Origin of the sequence: Streptomyces sp. NPDC051740 (assembly GCF_044453165.1) — a bacterium.
GTDB classification, from domain to species: Bacteria; Actinomycetota; Actinomycetes; order Streptomycetales; family Streptomycetaceae; genus Streptomyces; species Streptomyces atrovirens.
In genome coordinates, this window is record NZ_JBITCL010000013.1 from 16,714 (window position 1) to 37,181 (window position 20,468).

At 71.3% G+C, this 20,468-nt stretch carries 22 protein-coding genes; 14 read left to right on the forward strand and 8 right to left on the reverse strand.

Going from position 1 to position 20,468, the window contains the following annotated elements:
* Nucleotides 1–33 precede the first annotated feature (33 nt).
* The 4 genes from ACIA6T_RS21915 to ACIA6T_RS21930 all read right to left on the reverse strand — a co-directional run bounded on the left by ACIA6T_RS21915 (nt 34) and on the right by ACIA6T_RS21930 (nt 3,365).
* A complete protein-coding gene (locus tag ACIA6T_RS21915) occupies nt 34–1,416 on the reverse strand; it encodes a ferric reductase-like transmembrane domain-containing protein (RefSeq protein WP_399448143.1) in 1,383 nt (460 codons plus the stop codon).
* A gap of 90 nt (nt 1,417–1,506) precedes the next feature.
* A complete protein-coding gene (locus ACIA6T_RS21920; protein ID WP_399448144.1) occupies nt 1,507–2,208 on the reverse strand; it encodes a L,D-transpeptidase family protein in 702 nt (233 codons plus the stop codon).
* 3 nt (nt 2,209–2,211) lie between these two features.
* Nucleotides 2,212–2,799 (reverse strand): pyridoxamine 5'-phosphate oxidase family protein, encoded by a 588-nt coding sequence (locus ACIA6T_RS21925; RefSeq protein ID WP_399448145.1) that lies wholly within the window; start codon nt 2,797–2,799, stop codon nt 2,212–2,214.
* Between the two features lie 116 nt (nt 2,800–2,915).
* Nucleotides 2,916–3,365, reverse strand: a complete 450-nt coding sequence (locus tag ACIA6T_RS21930) for a hypothetical protein (RefSeq protein ID WP_399448146.1) — start codon at nt 3,363–3,365, stop codon at nt 2,916–2,918.
* Between the two features lie 203 nt (nt 3,366–3,568).
* Here ACIA6T_RS21930 and ACIA6T_RS21935 point away from each other — a divergent pair, with 203 nt between their 5' ends.
* The 5 genes from ACIA6T_RS21935 (at nt 3,569) to ACIA6T_RS21955 (ending at nt 9,665) form a co-directional block, all read left to right on the forward strand.
* Nucleotides 3,569–4,762 (forward strand): argininosuccinate synthase, encoded by a 1,194-nt coding sequence (locus ACIA6T_RS21935; protein ID WP_399448147.1) that lies wholly within the window; start codon nt 3,569–3,571, stop codon nt 4,760–4,762.
* A gap of 141 nt (nt 4,763–4,903) precedes the next feature.
* Nucleotides 4,904–6,334: an argininosuccinate lyase gene (gene argH, locus ACIA6T_RS21940; protein ID WP_399448148.1), complete on the forward strand. Its 1,431-nt coding sequence runs from the start codon at nt 4,904–4,906 to the stop codon at nt 6,332–6,334.
* Nucleotides 6,335–6,528: 194 nt separating this feature from the next.
* On the forward strand, nt 6,529–7,500 hold the full coding sequence (locus ACIA6T_RS21945; RefSeq protein WP_399448149.1) for an aldo/keto reductase: 972 nt from the start codon (nt 6,529–6,531) through the stop codon (nt 7,498–7,500).
* Nucleotides 7,501–7,587: 87 nt separating this feature from the next.
* Nucleotides 7,588–8,157, forward strand: a complete 570-nt coding sequence (locus ACIA6T_RS21950; protein ID WP_399448150.1) for a TetR/AcrR family transcriptional regulator — start codon at nt 7,588–7,590, stop codon at nt 8,155–8,157.
* Nucleotides 8,154–9,665 carry an MFS transporter gene (locus tag ACIA6T_RS21955; RefSeq protein ID WP_399448151.1) on the forward strand — a complete coding sequence of 504 codons (1,512 nt, stop codon included), beginning with the start codon at nt 8,154–8,156 and terminating at the stop codon, nt 9,663–9,665. Before ACIA6T_RS21950 ends, ACIA6T_RS21955 begins: the two co-directional genes overlap by 4 nt.
* A 155-nt stretch (nt 9,666–9,820) precedes the next feature.
* On the opposite strand, the gene ACIA6T_RS21960 is transcribed toward ACIA6T_RS21955, so the two are convergent.
* Entirely contained in the window at nt 9,821–10,492 is a 672-nt protein-coding gene (locus ACIA6T_RS21960) for a lysophospholipid acyltransferase family protein (RefSeq protein ID WP_399448152.1), read from the reverse strand.
* A gap of 426 nt (nt 10,493–10,918) precedes the next feature.
* Here ACIA6T_RS21960 and ACIA6T_RS21965 point away from each other — a divergent pair, with 426 nt between their 5' ends.
* From ACIA6T_RS21965 to ACIA6T_RS21975, 3 genes are all read left to right on the forward strand, one after another.
* Complete coding sequence (locus ACIA6T_RS21965; RefSeq protein ID WP_399448153.1) at nt 10,919–12,085, forward strand: glycerophosphodiester phosphodiesterase; 1,167 nt, start codon at nt 10,919–10,921, stop codon at nt 12,083–12,085.
* 75 nt (nt 12,086–12,160) lie between these two features.
* Entirely contained in the window at nt 12,161–12,673 is a 513-nt protein-coding gene (locus ACIA6T_RS21970; protein ID WP_399448154.1) for a sigma-70 family RNA polymerase sigma factor, read from the forward strand.
* Between the two features lie 57 nt (nt 12,674–12,730).
* Nucleotides 12,731–13,228, forward strand: coding sequence for a GNAT family N-acetyltransferase (locus ACIA6T_RS21975; RefSeq protein ID WP_381226138.1), 498 nt, complete (start codon nt 12,731–12,733; stop codon nt 13,226–13,228).
* Here ACIA6T_RS21975 and ACIA6T_RS21980 read toward each other — a convergent pair whose 3' ends face one another.
* Genes ACIA6T_RS21980 through ACIA6T_RS21990 form a run of 3 tightly spaced genes read right to left on the reverse strand, consistent with a single transcriptional unit; the run spans nt 13,229 to nt 14,400 of the window.
* Nucleotides 13,229–13,669: a hypothetical protein gene (locus ACIA6T_RS21980; RefSeq protein ID WP_399448155.1), complete on the reverse strand. Its 441-nt coding sequence runs from the start codon at nt 13,667–13,669 to the stop codon at nt 13,229–13,231.
* Between the two features lies 1 nt (nt 13,670).
* A complete protein-coding gene (locus ACIA6T_RS21985) occupies nt 13,671–14,030 on the reverse strand; it encodes a hypothetical protein (protein ID WP_399448156.1) in 360 nt (119 codons plus the stop codon).
* A 13-nt stretch (nt 14,031–14,043) separates the two neighbouring features.
* Complete coding sequence (locus tag ACIA6T_RS21990) at nt 14,044–14,400, reverse strand: hypothetical protein (protein WP_399448157.1); 357 nt, start codon at nt 14,398–14,400, stop codon at nt 14,044–14,046.
* Between the two features lie 63 nt (nt 14,401–14,463).
* Here ACIA6T_RS21990 and ACIA6T_RS21995 point away from each other — a divergent pair, with 63 nt between their 5' ends.
* From ACIA6T_RS21995 to cbiE, 6 genes are all read left to right on the forward strand, one after another.
* Nucleotides 14,464–15,114 carry an HAD family hydrolase gene (locus tag ACIA6T_RS21995; RefSeq protein WP_399448158.1) on the forward strand — a complete coding sequence of 217 codons (651 nt, stop codon included), beginning with the start codon at nt 14,464–14,466 and terminating at the stop codon, nt 15,112–15,114.
* Nucleotides 15,115–15,511: 397 nt separating this feature from the next.
* Nucleotides 15,512–16,549 carry a methionine ABC transporter ATP-binding protein gene (locus tag ACIA6T_RS22000; RefSeq protein WP_399448160.1) on the forward strand — a complete coding sequence of 346 codons (1,038 nt, stop codon included), beginning with the start codon at nt 15,512–15,514 and terminating at the stop codon, nt 16,547–16,549.
* Nucleotides 16,546–17,283, forward strand: a complete 738-nt coding sequence (locus ACIA6T_RS22005) for a methionine ABC transporter permease (protein ID WP_399448161.1) — start codon at nt 16,546–16,548, stop codon at nt 17,281–17,283. Before ACIA6T_RS22000 ends, ACIA6T_RS22005 begins: the two co-directional genes overlap by 4 nt.
* A gap of 62 nt (nt 17,284–17,345) precedes the next feature.
* A complete protein-coding gene (locus ACIA6T_RS22010; RefSeq protein WP_399448162.1) occupies nt 17,346–18,173 on the forward strand; it encodes a MetQ/NlpA family ABC transporter substrate-binding protein in 828 nt (275 codons plus the stop codon).
* A 131-nt stretch (nt 18,174–18,304) separates the two neighbouring features.
* On the forward strand, nt 18,305–18,943 hold the full coding sequence (locus ACIA6T_RS22015; protein ID WP_399448163.1) for a GNAT family N-acetyltransferase: 639 nt from the start codon (nt 18,305–18,307) through the stop codon (nt 18,941–18,943).
* A gap of 116 nt (nt 18,944–19,059) precedes the next feature.
* Nucleotides 19,060–20,271: a precorrin-6y C5,15-methyltransferase (decarboxylating) subunit CbiE gene (gene cbiE / locus ACIA6T_RS22020; RefSeq protein WP_399448164.1), complete on the forward strand. Its 1,212-nt coding sequence runs from the start codon at nt 19,060–19,062 to the stop codon at nt 20,269–20,271.
* Nucleotides 20,272–20,468: the final 197 nt, after the last annotated feature.

The window sequence follows — 20,468 nt, forward strand, 5'->3', positions numbered from 1 at the left end:
AGCCAGGAATCCCCTGCTCCGACTGGGGAGGGTTCAAATCTCGAACGACTCGTGATGGATACGCCGGGCGGGGACTCCCGCCTCGCGCAGCGCTTCGTACACCGACTGCGCGAACCCGGGCGGACCGCACATGAACACGTCGTGGCGGTCGACGTCCGGGATCTTCCGCCGCAGGCTCTCCGCCGAGATGTCCGGGCGCTCCCCGTCAGGGCTGTTCACCGCGTACATCAGCCGGGCGCCCCGCTCGTCGGCGATCTTCGCCAGCTCGCCCCACAGCGCCAGGTCCTGCGTGCTGTTGGCCCGGTACAGCAGCGTGATGTCACCGGAGGCGCCGGGCAGCGTCTCGAACAGCGCCCGCATCGGGGTGATCCCCACTCCGCCCGCCACCAGCAGCACCTTGCCCCGGCTGCGGCGCTGCGCGGTCAGCGCCCCGTAGGGGCCCTCCGCCCACACCTTCGTGCCGGGCTCCAGCTCACGCAGCCGTGAGGTGTGGTCGCCGATCGCCTTGACCGTGATCCGCAGCATGTCCGGGCGGGGCGCCGCCGACAGCGAGTACGGGTGGGAGCTGAACCGCATGCCCGGCGCCTTGAACCGCCAGCGGAAGAACTGCCCGGCCTCCGCGCCCATCCGGTGCAGCCTGCGCCCGCCGATCAGCACGGACACGATGCCCGGCGTCTCCTCGACGACCGCCTCGACCCGCATCCGGTGCCGCATGTTCAGCCGTACCGGGGTGATGATCCGGTACCACAGGACCAGCGCGGTCACGACGCCGTACAGCCCGTACCAGAAGGTCTTCGCGGTCGGCTCGACGGCGAACTCGTTGCCGGTGGTGATCTGGTGCCAGAACGTCAGGAAGACCGACGCGTACGTCAGCAGGTGCACGTGGTACCAGCCGTCGTACGGCAGCCGGCGCCGGACCGGGCCGATGGAGAGGAAGGCGATGACGAACAGCAGACCGGTGCCGATGGCGGCCTTGCCCATGTCCGGCAGCGTGTTGATGGAGGTGATGGTCTGCTGCACGATGTCGCCGAGGCTCCTGCCCGCCTGGCGGGCGTAGCCCCACATGATCAGGAAGACGTGCGCGATCACCAGGCTGACGGTGTAGCGGCCGCTCATCGCGTGCCAGCGGGCGACCCGGTCCGAACCCACCCGGCGCTCCAGCGCGGGCACCCGCGCCATCTGGAGCACCACCAGGGCCATCAGATAGCCGGCGAGCAGACCGGTGATCCGGCCCGCGGCGACGATCTTCCCGGTGGTGTCCGCGATGGACGGCGTGCTGGTCCACCACAACCACAGCACGGCCACCGCGCCCGCGCCGACGGCGAGCAGCAACGGCACGGCGGGGGAGCGGCGCGGACGGATGCGCCGCATCGTCTGGCGGCGGGCGGCACGGCCGCCGGCGAGCGTGGTGGTCACGGTTCCTCCGTGGGACTTGGCCCTTGGCCCACAGATACGTGCCGTCACGCAGGAGTGTTCAGAGGGAATTCGCGGTTCAGCAGCGGCGGTTCAGTAGCGAGTGATCGCCGTGCGCCCGCTCTCCGTCCCGATCGCGATGTGCGGTCCCCGCGCGGGATCGGCCCAGCGCAGGATCTTCCGCATCGCCGTCCTCGGCACGGACACGCATCCCGCCGTCGCCCCGCGCCCGTTGACGTGCAGGAAGATCCCGGCGCCCCGGCCGCGCACCGGGCGGTGGTAGTTGAAGCCGACGACGAGGGCATGGGCGTACTGCGCGCGGTAGCCGATCAGGTGCTCGGCCCGGGCGGCCCGGCAGTCGGCCGCGCGGGGTTCGGTCCAGCGGTTGTAGGAGCGCGAGTCGTTGTCCTGGCACCACCAGGAGTTCCGCCGCACCGGACGGTACGTGTACGCCGTCCCGCGCGGCGCCGCCTCGATGCCGAAGGCGTACGGCATCCCGTACAGCCCGGTCGGTGTCGTGTCCGTGCCCTGCCGCCGGGCTGTGCCCTCGGTGAGCCCGTTCGCCCCGAAGCGGGCCGGCGCGGAACCGGCCGCCACCCAGCGGCCGTCCTCGCGGTCCCACCAGGTGACCGTGCCGGTCGTGGAGCCGGTGCCCGGTGCCACCGCGGTGATCAGCTGGGTGCCGCCCCCGGTGTCCGCCATCCGGTCCGGCAGCGGCGCGGACGGCCGGCCGGCGCCGAGCAGGAGCAGGGACAGGGAGACGAGTACGGCGGCGGGGACGGCACCTGGGCGCATGGCTCAGACGGTAGAGGGGGGCAGCGGCAACGGCAGCCCGGGGAGTCCGTCCAGGCTGGTCGCGATGTACTCCTTCTTGGTGAAGTACGCGTCGAGCGAGGCGTCGTCCTCCCGCGCGAACCGCTTCGCGTGCAGGTCCCGTTCGCTCTCGTACGCCATGAAGGGCACCCCGTATCCGCAGGTGTCCCGGATCAGTTCGGCCGTCACGACGACGACGGCACGCAGGCCGTGGAGCGAGGGGTCGATGCCGGGGAAACGGGTGAGCAGTTCCCCGAAGCGGGGGTCGTCCCGGAAGACGGGCTCCCCGCGCCCGTGCACGCGCACGATGTTCGGCGGCCCCTGGAACGCGCACCACATCAGGGTGATCCGGCCGTTCTCCCGCAGATGGGCGATGGTCTCGGCGTTGGAGCCGGCGAAGTCGAGGTAGGCGACGGTGAGTTCGTCGAGGATCGCGAAGGACCCCTTGAGCCCCTTGGGCGAGAGGTTGACCGTGCCGTCGGCGGACAGGGGGGCGGTGGCGGTGAAGAAGACCGGCTGTTCCTCGATGAAGGTGCGGAGGCGGCCGTCTATGCGCTCATAGGTCTTTCCCATGTCCACCGATTATGGGACCAGATCTTTCGTTTGTCTAAGCAATTGGCGGCCGGCCGGGGAAATACCGTGGCCGCCCCGGCCGGCGCTTGTACGGGGCGGCCACAGCGCCTGTCACCTCACTCGGTGAGTGTGCAGGCGGCCAGGGAGTCCAGCCCGGAGGGGCGTTCGGCGGTGCGGCCGATGGCGGTGGCGATGCGGTTGATGGCGGCGACGCGCTTGTCCTCGAGGGGGCCGAGGATGGCGTTCCGGACGAAGTCGGGTCCGCCCTGTCCGACGGTGTCGACGAGGCGCTGGTCGGCTTCGGCGATCTGCTTGTCGAGGTCGCCGAGGTTGCGGTCGACCTCGGCCTGCGCGGAGGCGGGGATCGCGGGCAGTTCGGGGGCCACGTCCGGGCAGGAGATCGTGCCCGGTCCCGCCAGCGTCCGGGCGTCCGCGTCGCCGCCGTCCCCGGACGACTCACCGGCGAGTGCGGAGCCGGCGATCACCGCGCCGGACAGCGCCAGCGCGGCGGCGCCGCCGATGAAGCCGACGCGGCGCTTGTTGTACTTCGGAAGGGCCCTGGACATGCGGATGCCTCACTCGGGTCGGGGTGTCACGGGTGTCTGTCGTGCTGTCTCGATCGGTCCGACGCGGCGCCTGCGTCCGGCGACAAGTACGCGAAAGCGGTTTCCGATGTTCAACCCGGCCCCGGATTCGCGAGCAGATTGACGATTCATGCGGACTACTGCATACTCATGCATGTCAGCGAATGCACTGTAAGGAGAAACCCGTGACCGAGCGCGTCGTACTCGCCTACTCGGGCGGTCTGGACACCTCCGTCGCCATCGGCTGGATCGCCGAGGAGACGGGCGCCGAGGTCATCGCCGTTGCGGTCGACGTCGGCCAGGGCGGCGAGGACCTGGACGTCATCCGCAAGCGCGCCATCGCCTGCGGTGCCGTCGAGGCCGAGGTCGCGGACGCCAAGGACGAGTTCGCCGAGGAGTACTGCCTCCCGGCGATCAAGGCCAACGCCCTCTACATGGACCGCTACCCGCTGGTCTCCGCGCTGTCCCGCCCGACGATCGTCAAGCACCTCGTCGCCGCCGCGCAGAAGCACGGCGCCACCACCGTCGCCCACGGCTGCACCGGCAAGGGCAACGACCAGGTCCGCTTCGAGGCCGGCATCGTCGCCCTCGCCCCCGACCTGAAGTGCATCGCCCCGGTCCGCGACTACGCCATGACCCGCGACAAGGCCATCGCCTTCTGCGAGGCCAAGGGCCTGCCGATCGCGACCACCAAGAAGTCCCCGTACTCCATCGACCAGAACGTCTTCGGCCGCGCCGTCGAGACCGGCTTCCTCGAGGACATCTGGAACGCGCCGATCGAGGACGTGTACGAGTACACGCAGAACCCCGCCGTGGCGCGCGAGCCCGACGAGGTCGTCATCACCTTCAAGGAAGGCGTGCCGGTCGCCATCGACGGCAAGCCCGTCACCGTCCTCCAGGCGATCCAGCAGCTCAACGAGCGCGCCGGCGCCCAGGGCATCGGCCGGATCGACATGGTCGAGGACCGCCTCGTCGGCATCAAGTCCCGCGAGGTGTACGAGGCCCCCGGCGCGATCGCCCTGATCACCGCCCACCAGGAGCTGGAGAACGTCACCGTCGAGCGCGAGCTCGCCCGCTACAAGCGGCAGGTCGAGCAGCGCTGGGGCGAACTGGTCTACGACGGCCAGTGGTTCTCCCCGCTCAAGCGTGCCCTGGACGGCTTCATCACCGAGGCGAACCAGCACGTCAACGGTGACATCCGGATGACCCTGCACGGTGGCCGCGCCGTCGTCACCGGCCGGCGCTCGGAGTCGTCGCTGTACGACTTCAACCTGGCCACGTACGACACGGGCGACACGTTCGACCAGGCGGCGGCGAAGGGCTTCATCGACATCTACAGTCTGTCGGCGAAGATCGCCGCGAAGCGGGATCTGGCCTGACCGGTCAGGTTGTCGCTGTGGGCGCGGGGAGCTGCGGGCCCGTTGTGGCTGGTCGCGCCCACGCGGCGGAGCCGCATATCGACACCGCCCCGCGCCCCTTTCAGGGGCGCGTTACATCACCATCTTCGAGGAGCGCAGCTAGTGAGCAGCAACAGCGGTGACGTACGGCTCTGGGGCGGCCGTTTCGCCGACGGTCCCGCCGAGGCCCTGGCGAAGCTGTCCGCGTCCGTCCACTTCGACTGGCGGCTCGCGCCCTACGACATCGCCGGCTCGCGCGCCCACGCCCGCGTGCTGCACACGGCGGGGCTGCTCACCGAGGACGAGCTGACCCGGATGATCGCCGGCCTCGACCAGCTCGAAGCGGACGTCGCCGACGGCTCCTTCACCGGCACCATCGCCGACGAGGACGTGCACACCGCCCTGGAGCGCGGCCTGCTGGAGCGCCTCGGCCCCGACCTCGGCGGCAAGCTGCGCGCCGGCCGGTCCCGCAACGACCAGGTGGCCACCCTCTTCCGCATGTACCTGCGCGACCACGCCCGCGTCGTCGGCGGTCTGATCGCCGACCTCCAGGACGCGCTGACCGGCCTCGCCGAGGCCCACCCGGACGTGGCCATGCCCGGCCGCACCCACCTCCAGCACGCCCAGCCGGTGCTCTTCGCCCACCACGTCCTCGCCCACGTCCAGGCGCTGTCCCGGGACGCGGAGCGGCTGCGCCAGTGGGACGAGCGCACGGCGGTGTCGCCGTACGGCTCGGGCGCGCTCGCCGGTTCCTCCCTGGGCCTGGACCCGGAGGCCGTCGCCGAGGACCTCGGGTTCGAGCACGGCAGCGCGGCCAACTCCATCGACGGCACGGCCTCCCGCGACTTCGTCGCCGAGTTCGCCTTCATCACCGCGATGATCGGCGTGAACGTCTCCCGGATCGCCGAGGAGATCATCATCTGGAACACGAAGGAGTTCTCCTTCGTGACCCTGCACGACGCCTTCTCCACCGGCTCGTCGATCATGCCGCAGAAGAAGAACCCGGACATCGCCGAGCTGGCACGCGGCAAGTCGGGCCGCCTCATCGGCAACCTGACCGGCCTGATGGCCACCCTCAAGGCCCTGCCGCTCGCCTACAACCGCGACCTCCAGGAGGACAAGGAGCCGGTTTTCGACTCCATCGACCAGCTGGAGGTCCTGCTCCCCGCCTTCACCGGCATGATGGCCACGCTCACCGTGCACCGCGAGCGCATGGAGGAACTGGCCCCGGCCGGCTTCTCCCTCGCCACCGACATCGCCGAGTGGCTGGTCAAGCAGGGCGTGCCGTTCCGCGTCGCGCACGAGGTGGCCGGCGAGTGCGTCAAGGTCGCCGAGTCCGAGAACAAGGAACTGGACGAACTCACCGACGAACAGTTCGCCAAGATCTCCACCCACCTCACCCCGGACGTCCGCTCGGTCCTCAACGTCCCCGGCGCCCTCGCCTCCCGTGACGGCAGGGGCGGCACGGCCCCGAGCGCGGTCGCGGTCCAGCTGGCAGAGGTGAAGGCGAACGTGGCGGCCCAGCACGAGTGGGCGACGGCGAAGCAGCGGTAGGGCAGCATCCCTCAGGGGCGCGGGGCTGTACCGATGTGAGGCTCCGCCGCGTGGGCGCGACAAGCCGCGACGGCGCCGCACTCGCCGAACCACCGCACGACCCGAGCTCCGAGGCGCCCCAGTTGGCCGGGCGGAGTGACACCGCGGGTTACGTTGGTCGGGAACCGTACCGGTCCCGACCAACGGAGCCCGCGATGCCCTTCGCCCGACTGGCAACAGCGACAACCCCCACCTGCCACCTCGGCCTCGGCCTCGCCGCCATCGGCCGCCCCGGCTACATCAACCTCGGCCGGAACGCCGACCTCGGAGAAGACCGCGGCGTCGAGACGCTGCGCACCCGCAGCCACGAACTCCTCGACGCCGCCTACGCCCAGGGCGTCCGCTACTTCGACGCCGCCCGCTCCTACGGCCGCTCCGAGGAGTTCCTCGCCGACTGGCTGAAGAAGAGGACCGACGTCGACGACGTCGTCATCGGCAGCAAATGGGGTTACACCTACACCGCCGACTGGGCCACCGACGCCGAGCGGCACGAGGTCAAGGACCACTCCCTCACGGCGTACGAGCGTCAGCGCGCCGAGACCGAGGAACTGCTCGGCGACCGGCTCGACCTCTACCAGATCCACTCGGTGACCCCCGAGAGCCCCGCCCTCACCGACAAGGAGCTGCACGCCCGGCTCGCGGAGGCGGCCGGGCAGGGCCTCACCGTCGGCTTCTCCACCAGCGGCCCGGCCCAGGCGGACGCCATCCGCGCCGCCCTCGCCGTCACGGTCGACGGCGAGCCCCTCTTCCGTACCGTCCAGTCGACGTACAACGCCCTGGAGACCTCCGCCGGGCCCGCGCTCGCCGAGGCCCGTGACGCCGGGCTCACCGTGATCGTCAAGGAGGGCATGGCCAACGGCCGGCTCGCCGCCGCGAACGCCCCGGAGGCGCTGCGGACCGTCGCCGAGGAGACCGGGCTCGGCTGTGACGCCGTCGCCCTCGCGGTGGTCCTGCGGCAGCCGTGGGCCGGTGTGGTCCTCTCCGGCGCGGCCACCACCGCCCAGCTCGCCTCCAACCTGCACGCCGCCGCCGTCGACCTCACCGACGACCAGGTGTCCCGTCTCGCCGCCCTGGTCGAGGAGCCCCGGGCCTACTGGGAGCGGCGCGGAGAGCTGCCCTGGCACTGAGGCACCCAGCCGTTCATCACACGACAGCCATGAGACCCGTACGCCTCGAATGAGACATCAATGTCTCACGTGGGGTACGGTTGTCTCATGGCTGTCGATCGTGACCATGTGCTGCGCAGTGCCGCCGCCCTGCTGACCCGCAAATCCACCGCGACCATGGACGAGGTCGCCAAGGCCGCCGGGATCAGCCGCGCCACCCTGCACCGGCAGTTCGCCGGGCGGGACGCGCTGGTGCGGGCACTGGAGGCGCTCGGGATCGCCGAGTGCGAGGCCGCCCTGACCGCGGCCCGGCCCGACGAGGGGCCCGCCGCCGACGCCGTACGACGCCTGGTCGCCGGAATCGAACCGCACGCCCCCCTGCTCGCCTTCCTCTACACCGAGAACCAGCTGTTCGAGGGCGAGGAGCAGAACCAGGGCTGGGCCGCGATCGACGAGCGCGTCGCCGCGCTGTTCCGGCGCGGCCAGGCGAGCGGGGAGTTCCGCATCGACCTCACCCCGGCCTGGCTCACCGAGGCGCTCTACGGACTGCTCGCCTCCGCCGCCTGGGCGGTGGCCGAGGGCCGGGTCGCCCCCAAGGACTTCACCCACATGATCGTCGAGCTGCTGCTCGGCGGCGTACGGCGCCCGGACGCCCCGGCGCGAAGGAAGGAATCATGACCAGCGCCCTGCGGCCCGAGACCACGACCGGGACGGTGAAGCGGCCGGGCCGGTGGCTCGCGCTCTCCGTCCTGGTGCTCGCCGTGCTGCTGGTGGCCGTGGACGCGACCGTCCTCGGCCTCGCCACCCCGTACATCAGCGAGGACCTCGCCCCCACCGGCACCCAGCTGCTGTGGATCGGAGACGTCTACTCGTTCGTGATCGCCGGGCTGCTCGTCTCCATGGGCAGCCTCGGCGACCGCGTCGGCCGCAAGCGGATCCTGCTCTGCGGCGCCACCGCGTTCGGCGCGATATCCGTGCTCAACGCCTACGCGCACACGCCCGAGGCGCTGATCCTCGCGCGCGCCCTGCTCGGTGTCGCCGGCGCCACCCTGATGCCGGCCACCCTCGCCCTGATCCGCAACCTCTTCCACGACCCGCGCGAACGCAGCCTCGCCATCGGCGTCTGGGGCGCGACCGCCTCCGCGGGCACCGCCGTCGGGCCGGTCCTCGGCGGCTTCCTGCTCGAACACTTCTGGTGGGGCTCGGTCTTCCTGATCAACCTGCCCGTGATGGCCGTCCTGGTGGCCGTCGGCGTCAAGCTGCTCCCCGAGTCCCGCACCCCGGCCCCCGGCCCCTGGGACCTGGCCAGTGTCGTCCTGTCCCTGGTCGGCATGGTCGGCGTCGTGTACGCGGTGAAGGAGACCGCGAGCCACGGCTTCGCCCGGTCCGCCCTGGCCGCCGGACTGCTGGGCGCGGGCGCCCTGTACGGCTTCGTACGCCGCCAGCTCACCCTCCCGGTCCCGCTGCTGGACATGCGGCTGTTCCGCCACCGCGGGTTCAGCGGAGCCGTGCTCGCCGATCTGCTGACCATCCTCGGTCTGTCCGGGCTGGTTTTCTTCCTCTCGCAGTACCTGCAACTCGTGCAGGGCAGGCGTCCGTTGGAGGCGGGACTGGCCGAACTGCCCGCCGCGGTCGGCGCGGTGGCGGCCGGACTGCTCGCCGGCCGGGCCGCCCGGCGCTGGTCGGTGCGCTCGGTCGTCGCCGGGGGACTGGCGGCCATCGGTCTCGCCCTGGCCGCGCTGACGGTCATCGGACAGTCCACCGGATACCCCCTGCTCGGGGCGGCACTGCTGGTGGTCGGCCTGGGCGCCGGTTTCTCCTTCACGGTGACCGCCGACGTGATCCTCTCCAGCGTGCCCAAGGAGCAGGCGGGCGCCGCCTCCGCCGTCTCCGAGACGGCGTACGAACTCGGCGCGGCCCTCGGCATCGCCGTGCTCGGCTCCATAGTGACCGGCGTCTACCGCGGCTTCACGGGCCCGGCGGGCACCCCGGCGGAGGCCCACGAGTCCCTGGGCGGCGCGCTGGAAGCGGCGTCCCACCTGCCCGCCGGTATCGCCGAGCCGATGCTCGATGCGGCCCGCCAGTCCTTCGTGGACGGCCTCACCCTGGCAGCGGGCACAGGAGCAACAGTCCTGCTGGCAGCGGCGGCAGCATCATGGTTCATGCTCCGGGACCAACGGCTCTGAAGGAGTGGGGACCTTGGAGTCAACGGCTGAACGGCCAACCCAAAGGGGCGCGGGACTGTTTCAATATGCGGCTCCGCCGCGTGGGCGCGACCAGCCACAACGCACCCGCGCCCGAAAGGCGACCCAAGCCCGCCCCTCCCCCTGCAAAGCTCGCGCTACGCCGCCTTCGCCTTACTGGCGTACATGTCCACGTACTCCTGCCCGGACAGCCGCATGACCTCGGTCATCACCGAGTCGGTCACCGCCCGCAGCACATACCGGTCACGCCCCATCCCGTCGTACCGGGAGAACTCCATCGCCTCACCGAAACGAACCGTCACCTTGCCCGGCCGGGGCAGACCCGCACCCCCCGGCTGCAGCTTGTCCGTGCCGATCATCGCGAACGGCACGACCGGCGCGCCGGTCATCAGGGTGAGCCGGGCGATGCCGGTACGGCCCCGGTACAGCCGGCCGTCGGGGGAGCGGGTGCCCTCCGGGTAGATACCGAAGATCCGGCCCTCCTCCAGCACCCGGCGCCCGGTCATCAGCGCCGCCACCCCGCCCCGGCCGCCGTCGCGGTCGACCGGGACCATGCCGACGCCGGTGAAGAACCACGCCATCAGCCGCCCCTTGAGGCCCTTGCCGGTGACGTACTCGTCCTTGCCGATGAAGACGACCTGACGGTCGCAGACGAGCGGCAGGATCATCGAGTCGATGAACGTCAGGTGGTTGCCGGCCAGGATGACGGGACCGTCGCCCGGGATGTTCTCCGCGCCCTCCACCTGTGGGCGGAACATCAGGCGCATGATCGGACCGAGCACTGCCTTGATGAGCGCGAAGCGGGACAACGGGCCCTCCGGTGGGAAACGGACGTGGGTTCATGCCGTACGAGTCTGTGCAGGTGAGGACATTACTCGCGGCCCGGGGGGTTGCGCACATCGAGATCGCGGGAGTTCACCGAGGTCTTACTCACTCTTGACCCGGGTTCACCTGCGGTGGCCCTTCCGTAGCCGGTGAGCAACACGGCCGTCACACTGTGACGCAACTCGCCCGGGCCGGGCCCGGGACCGCACACCGCACGCGTGCCCCTCCCCGCCCGGCCCAACCGGACGAGCCGTCACATCCCCGCCGGAATACGACAGGCGTACGTCATTCGCATGAGGGGCGTACGTCACGCGACATCACCCGTGTGTTCGGCCCGGGGTCTCCCGTGCGTCATCCGCACGCACCTACGATCGCCCCGCACCGGACGAGCCGACACCAGGAGGACCCTCATGGCAACGCGGGAGTCGAACGAACAGACGGGCGGAACCGGACGGCGGGCCCTCCTCGGCGCGGCGGTGCTCGGCGCCTCCGGATCGGTCCTGGCCCTGGGCGGCACGGCGAGAGCCGCCGGCGCCCGGCACGGCGGCCGGGGGCTGAAGAGCCTGCCCGTCCCCACCATCGTGGGCCACCGCGGGGCCAGCGGTTACCGGCCCGAGCACACCCTCGGCGCCTACCAGCTCGCCCTCGACATGGGCGCGGACATCGTCGAGGCCGGCGACCTCGTCCCCACCAGGGACGGCCACCTCGTCTGCCGGCACGAACCGGAGATCGGCGGCACCACGGACGTCGCCGACCACCCCGAGTTCGCCGGCCGCCGGACCACCAAGACGCTGGACGGCGCCTCCGTCACCGGCTGGTTCACCGAGGACTTCACCCTCGCCGAGCTGAAGCGGCTGCGCGCCGTCGAGCGCATCCCCGCCAACCGCCCGCACAACACCCTCTACAACGGCCGTTGGGAGATCCCCACCTTCGAGGAGGTGCTGCGCTGGCAGGACGAGCAGACCCGCAGGCGCGGCAAGCAGGTCTGGATCTACCCCGAGCTCAAGCACCCCACCTACTTCCGCGGGCTGGGGCTGGACCTGGAGGAGCGAGTCGCCGAGCTGCTGCGCCGGCACGGCAAGGACGACAAGAACGCGCCGGTCATTCTCCAGTCCTTCGAGCCGACCAGCGTCGAGCGCCTGAACAAGCTGGTCGACAACCCCCTCGTCGTCCTCCTCTCCGGCGCCACCACCCGCCCCTGGGACTTCGTCGAGACGGGTGACCCGCGCACCGTCGCCGACCTCGTCACCCGCAGGGGCCTGCGCGAGATCGCCGGCTACGCCCAGGGCATCGGCCCCACCCTCGACCTGGTCATCCCGCGCGACGCGGCCGGCCGGCTCACCGAGCCGACCACGCTGGTGCGGGACGCCCACCGCGCGGGACTGATCCTGCACCCCTACACCCTGCGCAACGAGAACCCCTTCCTGCCCGCCGACTTCCGCGAGGGCACCGACCCCGACGCCTACGGCGACGTCTTCGGCGCCTACCGGACGTACTTCGCCACCGGCATCGACGGCGTCTTCACCGACAACCCGGACACCGGACTGCTGGCCCGCGAGGAATTCGTCAACGGCTGACCTGCTTTGCCCCGGTAGGGGGGATTTCGGGCCGCTCCGGGCAACCCTGCCCGGAGCGGCCGAGTCGTTGCGCGTATGACACACGAGCCGGTCATGGCGTACGAACTGGTCGCCTCCCTGCGTCCGCTGCTCACCGCGGAGGCCGCCGCCGAGGCGCCCGGCTCCGGGGCCGAACCGGGTGACCTGGAACAGGCGGTGTGGCTGCGCCTCCTGGAGCGTCTCGGCACCTGCGGTCCGCCGTCCGACCCTCCGGGCTGGATCCGCCGGGCCGTCCGTGCGGAGGCCCGCCGCGTCCGCCGCCGCGCCCGCCGGGAGGCGGCGTTGACCGGCGACCCCGCCGACACCGGCCACCACGGTCCCGAAGGTCTCGCGCTCGCCGCCGCCCGCCGCCGTGCCCTGCGGGACGCCGTGCGACGGCTGCCCGGCCGCTGCCCCGGGCTGATGGAGGCGCTGCTCTCCCCGCGCGACCCGACATACCGGGAGATCGCGGGGGAGTTGGGTATCTCACAGGGCAGTCTCGGTCCGGAACGTTCCAGATGCCTGGGATGTCTGCGTCGTTTGCTCACACAGGAGGTTGCGGCGCGCTGAGGACGGGGATAGGAGTGGGGGACGACAGGTGATCAGGTGAGCGGGAGGCATGCGCACATGGGCATGAGCGTGACCATCTCTGCGGCGGCCGAGCAGGACGCGGAGCAGATCTTCAGGTTGCAGTACCTGTGCTTCCAGAGCGAGGCGGCGCTCTACGGCAACTACCGCATCGACCCGCTCGTCCAGACCCTCGACTCGGTCCGCGAGGAGGTCGCCGCCGACTGCGTCTTCGTCGCCCGCCTCGGCGACGAGATCGTCGGCTCGGTGCACGGCAGGATCACCGAGGAGGGCGCCGCCGCGATCGGCAAGCTCTGCGTCCACCCCCGGCTCCAGGGACACGGCATCGGCGCGCGTCTCCTCCGGGCCGCGGAGTCCGCCCTGGCCGGCGAGCGCGGCGCCAGGACCTTCCGCCTGCACGCCGGGCACCGCAGCGAGAGCAACCTGCGGCTGTACAGCAAGGTCGGCTACCAGCGGGTGGGCACCTCCCAGGGCGCCGACGGCGTACCGATGATCGTCCTGGAGAAGCAGGCGCAGGCCTACGCGACGACCGCCTGATCAGGACGCGGGCCGCTGCCCCCGCTGCCCCGGCCGCGCCTTGCGCAGCCAGTACAGGGCGGTGAGGGGCAGCAGCACCGGGATGAAGAGGTAGCCCATCCCGTAGTCCGACCACACGGTGGCGTCGGGGAACGCGGACGGGTCCACCAGCGTCCAGGTCCCCACGGTCAGTACGCCCACGAGCTCGGCGGCGCAGCACACCAGCGCCGCCCTGCGGGCCGTCTCCCCGCCGCGCACCAGGGTGTAGGTGATGAAGCCGTAGACCACACCGGCCGCCGCCGACAGTGAGTAGGCGAGCGGCGCCCGGTCGAACTCGGCGGCGATCTGGTACGCGGAGCGCGACACCGCGCCGACGACCATCACCCCGTACAGCCACACCAGCAGCAGTCCGGGACCGCCGATCAGCCGCGCCCTGGCCGGCTTCTCCTGCGTCGCGGCCATCTCAGCCTCCCCAGATGTCATAGAGCCGCACCTCGAGCACGGCCAGCACGACACCGCTCGCGGCGACCGTCAGCGAACCCCAGCGGGAGCGCTCGCCCAGCGACATGAAGCCGGCCGCCGGGACGCACGCGAACGCGCCGAGCAGATACGCCACGAAGATCGTCGTGCCCTGCTCCGGCTTCCCGCCCCGGGCCAGCTGCGCGATCCCGACGACCAGCTGCGCCAGCGCCAGCAGCGTGACCACGGCCATCCCGATGAAGTGCCAGTCCTTCGTCGGCTGGTCACGGTAGGCGGCCCACCCGCACCAGGCGCCGAGCAGCAACGCGGCGACACCGGTCACCACCGTCAGGACATCAAGCATGGCAGTGACCCTATTACGCCGGAAAACCCCCGCCGTCCTCGCCCCCGGGAGCGCCGGGCCCGGTGTCCTCCGCGACCAGCCCGGCGGCGACCGCCCACCCGCGGATCCGCGCGTGCGCGCCCGCTTCGGACGCCGGTTCCGGCGTGTACACCGGGCCCGGGGCGGTCTCGATCAGGTGGGCCATCGTCCAGGCGAGCCCGTAGCAGTCGTCCGGCCCGAAGCAGCCGGCCAGGGCCTTCGCCTCGGCGAGGGTCAGCGGGCGCGGTACCGCCTCGAGCTGCCGCGCCCTGCGGTCGATCTCCTCTTCCTCCCCGTCCTCCTGGCCGGGCAGCGGTCCGTCCGCCACGAAGGCGCTCACCTCGGGTCTCATGCCGTGATGATCGCCACGGCCGGGGAATCCGGCAAGGTCCGGCGGGCCCGTAAGGTCGATGGCATGAGCATCCATGCGCAGGCCCTGCTGTTCGACAACGACGGAACCCTCGTCTCCTCCCTCGCCTCCGTGAACCGCTGCTGGACGCGGTGGGCCGTCGAGTACGGGATCACGGCCGAGGAGTTCGGGCGGGTCGAACTGCACGGGCGGCCGGCCGCGGAGATAGCCGCCGATCTGCTGCCCGCCCGTGTCGTGCCGGAGGCCGTCGCGCGGATCGAGGACCTGGAGGTCGAGGACGTACCCAACGGCGGCGTGGAACTGCTGCCGGGCACCGCGGACTTCCTCGCCGCGCTGCCCGCCGAGCGGTGGGCCGTCGTCACCTCCGCCACCCGGCGTCTGGCCGAGGCCCGCCTGGAGGCCGTCGGCATCCTGCCCAAGACCCTGGTCGCCGCCGACGACATCACCCGCGGCAAGCCCGACCCCGAGCCCTACCTCCTCGCCGCCCGCACCCTCGGCGTCGACCCCGCGCACTGCGTCGTCTTCGAGGACGCCCCCGCCGGACTCCAGGCCGGCCGCGCCGCCGGCATGACCACCGTGGCCTTGGCCACAACCCACCGGGCCCACGAGCTGACCGCCGACCTCGTCGTCGAGGACCTCTCGGCCCTGTCCGCACTGGTCACGGACGGGGGAGTGGAGATCTCCGTACGTCCCTGACGTGCGCGCACCGCTGTCCACGGCTGTCCAGAATACGGACAGCCGTGTCCGGTCAGGAGCAAACGTCTGCTTTACTGATCGCATGACCACGACGAGCGACCGCATCCCCGCGACCGAGGCGCCCACGACGCCCGGTGCTCGGTGTATGTGTCGCCGAATGTGCGCCTGACAGAGGGCCCCCGCACCACCTGAGCCTCGCGCCCCGAAGCGAGAGCCCGCTCATGTCCGCCCGCATGCCCCGCATGTGCGACTGAGTCACGCCCCCGCGCGCACGTTTCTCCACGGTCTCCACCGCCACGCCCCACCGAGATCCGTGCCGCCCGGCTGCTTTCGACCCTGAATGCCTCGTGCCCGGCGCCCACGACGCGCCGCGCACTCGACAGTGACGGATACCCACGTGATCACCACCTCGGGCCTCACCAAGGTCTACCGCTCACGCGGCCGCGAGGTCACCGCCCTCGACGGCGTCGACCTGCACGTCCGCGAAGGCGAGGTCTACGGCGTCATCGGCCAGTCCGGCGCCGGCAAGTCCTCCCTCATCCGCTGCGTCAACCTGCTGGAACGCCCCACCTCGGGCACCGTGACCGTGGCCGGCCAGGACCTCACCGCGCTCGCCGGCCGCGGCCCCCGGGCCGGCAGGGAACTGCGGCAGGCGCGCAGCCGTGTCGGCATGGTCTTCCAGCACTTCAACCTGCTCTCCTCGCGCACCGTGCAGGACAACGTCGAACTGCCCCTGGAGATCCTCGGGAAGTCGGGGAAGGAACGTTCCCGCAAGGCGCTGGAACTGCTCGACCTGGTCGGCCTCGGCGACAAGGCCAAGGCCTACCCCGCCCAGCTCTCCGGCGGCCAGAAGCAGCGCGTCGGCATCGCCCGCGCCCTCGCCGGCGACCCCAAGGTGCTGCTCTCCGACGAGGCCACCAGCGCCCTCGACCCGGAGACCACCCGTTCGATCCTGCAGCTCCTGCGCGACCTCAACCGGCAGCTCGGCCTCACCGTCCTGCTCATCACCCACGAGATGGACGTCGTGAAGTCGGTCTGCGACTCGGCCGCCCTCATGGAGAACGGCCGCGTCGTCGAGTCCGGTACGGTCACCGAACTCCTCGCCACCCCCGGCTCCGAACTGGCCTCCGCGCTGTTCCCGGTCGGCGGCGAGGCCTCCGGCGACGACCGCACCGTCCTCGACGTCACCTTCCACGGCGAGAGCGCGACCCAGCCGGTCATCTCCCAGCTCTCACGTACCTACAACATCGACATATCGATCCTCGGCGCCGCCATCGACACCGTCGGCGGCCTCCAGGTCGGCCGGATGCGCATCGAACTGCCCGGCCGCTACGAGGACAACGTCGTCCCCGTCGGCTTCCTGCGCGAACAGGGCCTCCAGATCGACGTCGTGAACCGGGAACAGCCCGCGCTGGTGAAGGAGGGGGCCAAGTGACCTGGACCCAGATGCAGCCGCTGCTCGAACAGGCGTGTACCGAGACGCTGATCATGGTCGGCTGGTCCACCCTGATCGCCGTCGTCGGCGGCCTCCCGCTGGGCATCCTGCTCGTCCTCACCGACAAGGGCGGGCTGCTCCAGAACACCCTGGTGAACAAGGTCATCGGGCAGATCGTGAACATCGGCCGCTCGCTGCCGTTCATCATCCTCATGGTCGCCCTGATGGACTTCACCCGCTCGATCACCGGCACCACCATCGGCAGCGAGGCCGCGATCGTGCCGCTCGCCATCGGCGGCATCCCCTTCTTCGCCCGCCTCGTCGAGATGGCCGTGCGCGAAGTGGACCACGGGCTCGTCGAGGCCGTGCAGGCCATGGGCGGCAACACCTGGACGATCGTCCGCAAGGTCCTCGTCCCCGAGGCGCTGCCCTCGCTGATCGCCAGCACCACCACCACGGTCATCGCCCTCATCGGCTACTCGGCCATGGCCGGCACCGTCGGCGGCGGCGGACTCGGCGACCTCGCCGTCCGCTACGGCTACCAGCGCTTCGAGACCGGCCTGATGTGGATCACCGTCGCGATCCTCGCCGTGGTCATCTCGCTCATCCAGTTCGCCGGCGACTACGCGGCCCGCGCCCTGCACCGCCGCGGCGGCCGCTCCGGCCCCTCGCCCAGGCTCCGGCTCCTGAAGGCCAAGGAGCCCGCCGCGGCCGACATCGGCAAGGTCGCGTAACCCCCGAAGACTCCCCGTAACACCCGACACGGGGCCGCACCACCCAAGGAAAGGCACTTTTCGTGCGTAACACCGCCAAGATCACCGCCGCCGTCCTCGCCACCGGAGCCCTCACCCTCGGGCTCACCGCCTGCGGCTCGGACAAGGACGCCGCCTCCGACACCTCCGGCCCGCTGGTCGTCGCCGCGAGCCCCGTGCCGCACGCCGAGATCCTGACCTTCGTCAAGGACAACCTCGCCGAGAAGGCCGGCCTCGACCTCGAGGTCAAGGAGTTCACCGACTACGTCACCCCGAACACGGCGACCGAGGACGGCTCCGTCGGCGCCAACTTCTTCCAGACCCAGCCGTACCTCGACGACTTCAACAAGAAGAACGGCACCCACATCGTGTCCGTCGTCGACGTGCACCTGGAGCCGCTCGGCCTCTACTCGAACAAGGTCGACAAGGCCGACGCGCTGAAGAGCGGCGCCACCGTCGCGATCCCCAACGACACCGTCAACGAGGGCCGCGCCCTGCAGCTGCTCGCCGCCAACGACCTGATCACCCTCAAGGACGGCGTCGGCACCGCGGCGACCCCCGCGGACATCACCGAGAACCCGAAGAACCTCACCTTCAAGGAGCTGGAGGCGGCCCAGACGCCCCGTTCCCTGGAGGACGTCGACGCGGCGGTCGTCAACGGCAACTACGCCATCGAGGCCGACCTCAAGCCCGCGGAGGACGCCCTCGTCCTGGAAGCCGCCGAGGGCAACCCGAACAACAACCTCCTCGCCGTCAAGGAGGGCCAGGAGGACGACCCGCGCGTGAAGAAGCTCGCCGAGCTCCTCACCTCCCCCGAGGTGAAGAAGTTCATCGAGGACAAGTACGACGGTTCCGTCCTCGCCTCCTTCTGATCCGGCCTCGCGCCACTCACGGGGTCCACTCCGCTACAAGGGGTGGACCCCGTGGTGCGGTTCGGTGCCTTCATGCTGCATGCTGGGCAGTTCAGCAGCACCCGACGGTCTCTCAGGTTACGGAGCGGCGCATGACGAGCACCTTCCCCAACATCTCCATCAGCACGGAGCGGTTGGTGCTGCGTCCCCTCGACACGGACGACGTCCCCGCCCTCGCCGAGATGATGAACGACGAACAGGTCGCCGCCTGGACCGACGTCCCCCGGCCCTTCACCGAGCAGGACGCCCGCACCTGGATCACCGGGCAGGCCCCCGCCGAACGCGCGGCCGGCCACGGACTCGACCTCGCCGTCACCGAGTTCCTCACCCAGCGCCTGGTCGGCGTCATCCGGCTCACCAGGACCAACTGGCACGTACGGTCGACCGAGATGTCCTACATCGTCGCCCCCTGGGCGCGCGGCGAGGGCTACGCCTCCGAGGCCGCGCTCGCCACCGCCCAGTGGCTCTTCGGCGACCAGAAGTTCGAACGCGTCGAACTGCGCACCGCCGCCGACAACACCGCCTCGCAGCAGGTCGCCCAGAAGATCGGCTGCATCAGCGAGGGGGTGCTGAGAGGCGCCTGCATAGCCCACGTCCGCGCCGAGGACGGCGGCTGGAGCGACGTACGCACCGACTTCATCGTATGGAGCCTGCTGCCCGAGGACATCGAGGGCGCGGACGGACAACTGGCCGACACCGGCGGATTCGCCCCGTACACGGACTGGAACTGACCTTCGCACGAGGCACCGGCGGCGCGGTCCCCGGTCGCACCAGGTAGTCTCACGGAGCCCGCCCCGTGGCGGGACAGCCGACGACGACCTGCGCAGACCCCAGGAGACTGACGACGATGGCCGACCGGGTCACGGTGATCGGCTGGGACGGTTCGCCGCTGACCGCGGCGGCCCGCGCCGCGCTGGGCGCCGCCACACTGGTGGCCGGTGCCGCCCACCATCTGGCACTCCCCGAGGTACCCCCCGGCGCCGAGCGCGTCCGGCTCGGCTCCGTCGCCCTCGCCGCCCGCCGCATCGCCGCCCACCGCGGCACCGCGGTCGTCCTCGCCGACGGCGACCCCGGCTTCTTCGGCGTCGTGCGGACCCTGCGCGCACCCGAGTTCGGCCTCGAGGTCGAGGTCGTCCCCGGCGTCTCCTCCGTCGCCGCCGCCTTCGCCCGCGCCGGAATGCCCTGGGACGACGCCCACGTGGTCGTCGCACACCCGCGCACCCTGCGACGCGCGGTGAATGTATGCCGGGCCCACACCAAGGTGGCGGTTCTCACCTCGCCCGGCGCCGGTCCCGCCGAGCTGGGCCTGCTCATGGAGGGCGTCCACCGCACCTTCGTGATCTGCGAGGAACTCGGCACCGAGCGCGAGCGGGTCAGCGTGGTCACCTCCGACAAGGCCGCCGACCACACCTGGCGCGACCCCAATGTCGTCATCGTCGTCGGCGGCCGGGCCGGTGCCGGTGAGTCCGGCGGCTGGCTCGCCGGACGCGACCCCTCCGCCGGCCCGCGCGGCTGGTCGCTGCCGGCCGAGGAGTACGGCGGCGACCTCGGCGAGGGCGAGCGGGAACCGTTGCGCATCTCCCAACTCGCCCGGCTCGGACCTCGGACCGGCGACCTCGTCTGGGACATCGGCTGCGGAAGCGGCGCCTTCGCCACCGAGGCCGCCCGCGCGGGCGCCGCCGTCATCGCCGTCGACAGCGACCCGCACGCCTGCACCCGCACCGAGTCCACCGCCCGCCGGTACGGGGTCCAGCTCCAGATCGTCCACGGCACCGCCCCGCACGTCCTGGAGAACCTCCCCGAGCCGGACGTCGTCCGGGTCGGCGGCGGGGGAGCGGCCGTCGTCTCCGCGGTCGCCGACCGCCGTCCGCAGCGCATCGTCACGCACGCCGCCACCCGCGACGGGGCCGAACTCATCGGCCGGAACCTCGCGGAACACGGCTACCAGGTGGAGTGCGCCCTGCTGCAGTCCGTCGAACTCGACACCAGGGCCTGGACGGAGAAGGAGCGGAGCGTCGCGTTCCTGCTCAGCGGGGTGCTGCCCGCGCGCGGCAACTGATCCGATAGCCGTCCCCGTGATCGGATTGTCCGACCGTGCGAGGTAGGCTGGCCGATCGTTGTACCGCACCCGGACACCCGGCGCTTCGTCGGCCAATGTCCGGAAAGCGCGCCCGTTTTGGGGTGGGTCGTGGTACGGCAGGAACCGGAGGACGCGCAACGTGGCGCAGTCCACAGCGGAACCGTCGCCGATCAAGC

What these genes read in the sequence shown, in the direction of transcription:
- ACIA6T_RS21920 (WP_399448144.1), bottom strand. Translation starts at nt 2,208, where the DNA reads ATGCGCCCAGGTGCCGTCCCCGCCGCCGTACTCGTCTCCCTGTCCCTG.
- ACIA6T_RS21925 (WP_399448145.1), bottom strand. Translation starts at nt 2,799, where the DNA reads ATGGGAAAGACCTATGAGCGCATAGACGGCCGCCTCCGCACCTTCATC.
- ACIA6T_RS21930 (WP_399448146.1), bottom strand. Translation starts at nt 3,365, where the DNA reads ATGTCCAGGGCCCTTCCGAAGTACAACAAGCGCCGCGTCGGCTTCATC.
- ACIA6T_RS21945 (WP_399448149.1), top strand. Translation starts at nt 6,529, where the DNA reads ATGCCCTTCGCCCGACTGGCAACAGCGACAACCCCCACCTGCCACCTC.
- ACIA6T_RS21950 (WP_399448150.1), top strand. Translation starts at nt 7,588, where the DNA reads ATGGCTGTCGATCGTGACCATGTGCTGCGCAGTGCCGCCGCCCTGCTG.
- ACIA6T_RS21955 (WP_399448151.1), top strand. Translation starts at nt 8,154, where the DNA reads ATGACCAGCGCCCTGCGGCCCGAGACCACGACCGGGACGGTGAAGCGG.
- ACIA6T_RS21965 (WP_399448153.1), top strand. Translation starts at nt 10,919, where the DNA reads ATGGCAACGCGGGAGTCGAACGAACAGACGGGCGGAACCGGACGGCGG.
- ACIA6T_RS21970 (WP_399448154.1), top strand. Translation starts at nt 12,161, where the DNA reads ATGACACACGAGCCGGTCATGGCGTACGAACTGGTCGCCTCCCTGCGT.
- ACIA6T_RS21975 (WP_381226138.1), top strand. Translation starts at nt 12,731, where the DNA reads ATGGGCATGAGCGTGACCATCTCTGCGGCGGCCGAGCAGGACGCGGAG.
- ACIA6T_RS21980 (WP_399448155.1), bottom strand. Translation starts at nt 13,669, where the DNA reads ATGGCCGCGACGCAGGAGAAGCCGGCCAGGGCGCGGCTGATCGGCGGT.
- ACIA6T_RS21985 (WP_399448156.1), bottom strand. Translation starts at nt 14,030, where the DNA reads ATGCTTGATGTCCTGACGGTGGTGACCGGTGTCGCCGCGTTGCTGCTC.
- ACIA6T_RS21990 (WP_399448157.1), bottom strand. Translation starts at nt 14,400, where the DNA reads ATGAGACCCGAGGTGAGCGCCTTCGTGGCGGACGGACCGCTGCCCGGC.
- ACIA6T_RS21995 (WP_399448158.1), top strand. Translation starts at nt 14,464, where the DNA reads ATGAGCATCCATGCGCAGGCCCTGCTGTTCGACAACGACGGAACCCTC.
- ACIA6T_RS22015 (WP_399448163.1), top strand. Translation starts at nt 18,305, where the DNA reads ATGACGAGCACCTTCCCCAACATCTCCATCAGCACGGAGCGGTTGGTG.
- cbiE (WP_399448164.1), top strand. Translation starts at nt 19,060, where the DNA reads ATGGCCGACCGGGTCACGGTGATCGGCTGGGACGGTTCGCCGCTGACC.